Consider the following 934-nt stretch of genomic DNA (forward strand, 5'->3'; position numbering starts at 1 on the left):
AGAGGCTGACTGAAAAAGGTTGAGTGGCCTCAAGCCCCTGTGATTCCGTCGGATTTGCGAAGATTCGATGGAGGTCACGATGGTTTGGACCGAGGCCACTCGCCGGCAGTATCGGCGAGACGGGCTGCGTTATGCAAGCAACCTCACCGATGCCGAATGGGCGCTGATCGAACCCTTCATGCCCGCCGCCCGGCAGATCGGGCGTCCCCGCATCACCTGCCTGCGGGCCGTGGTTGAGGCCATCCTCTATCTCGCCTCGACCGGTTGCCAGTGGCGCCAGCTCCCCAAGGAGTTTCCGCCGTATTCGACCGTGCAGGGCTACTTCTATGCCTGGTCACGAGACGGCACCTTCGAGCGGATCAACCATGCTCTCGTGGCGGCCTCGCGCGAGAAGGACGGCCGTCAGGTGAGCCCCTCAGCCGGCGTGATTGACAGCCAGTCGGTCAAGACCACGGAAGCCGGAGGCCCGCGCGGCTTTGATGCCGGCAAGAAGATCAAGGGGCGCAAGCGCCACATCATCACCGACACGCAAGGCCATCTGGTTGGGCTGAGGGTCCATACCGCCGACATCCAGGACCGGGATGGTGCGGTGGAGGTGCTCACCTCCATCCGGGCGCTGTATCCCTGGCTGCGCCATGTCTTTGCCGATGGCGGCTATGCGGGCGACAAGTTGCGCGACGCGATCGCCACTCTCGGACGCTGGACCATCGAGATCATCAAACGCTCGGATGTGGCCAAAGGCTTTCAGGTGCTCAAGTGCCGGTGGGTTGTGGAGCGGACATTCGCTTGGCTTGGACGCTGCCGTCGTCTGGCCAAGGACTTTGAAGCCTCTATCGAGAGTGCCGTCGCCTGGACCTTTATCGCCCATATTCGGATGCTGACGAGGCGGCTCGCAAGACCCTGAAATCAAACCCGTCTTTCTGAGTCAGACTCT

Annotated in this window: 1 protein-coding gene; it reads left to right on the forward strand. The window is 62.2% G+C overall.

The features are described 5' to 3' along the window. The first annotated feature begins 79 nt into the window (after positions 1–79). On the forward strand, positions 80–904 hold the full coding sequence (locus tag JKL46_RS34910) for an IS5 family transposase (protein ID WP_201843035.1): 825 nt from the start codon (positions 80–82) through the stop codon (positions 902–904). Positions 905–934 lie beyond the last annotated feature (30 nt).

This window comes from Microvirga zambiensis WSM3693 (assembly GCF_016735695.1).
Classification (GTDB): domain Bacteria; phylum Pseudomonadota; class Alphaproteobacteria; order Rhizobiales; family Beijerinckiaceae; genus Microvirga; species Microvirga zambiensis.

What these genes read in the sequence shown, in the direction of transcription:
- JKL46_RS34910 (WP_201843035.1), top strand. Translation starts at nt 80, where the DNA reads ATGGTTTGGACCGAGGCCACTCGCCGGCAGTATCGGCGAGACGGGCTG.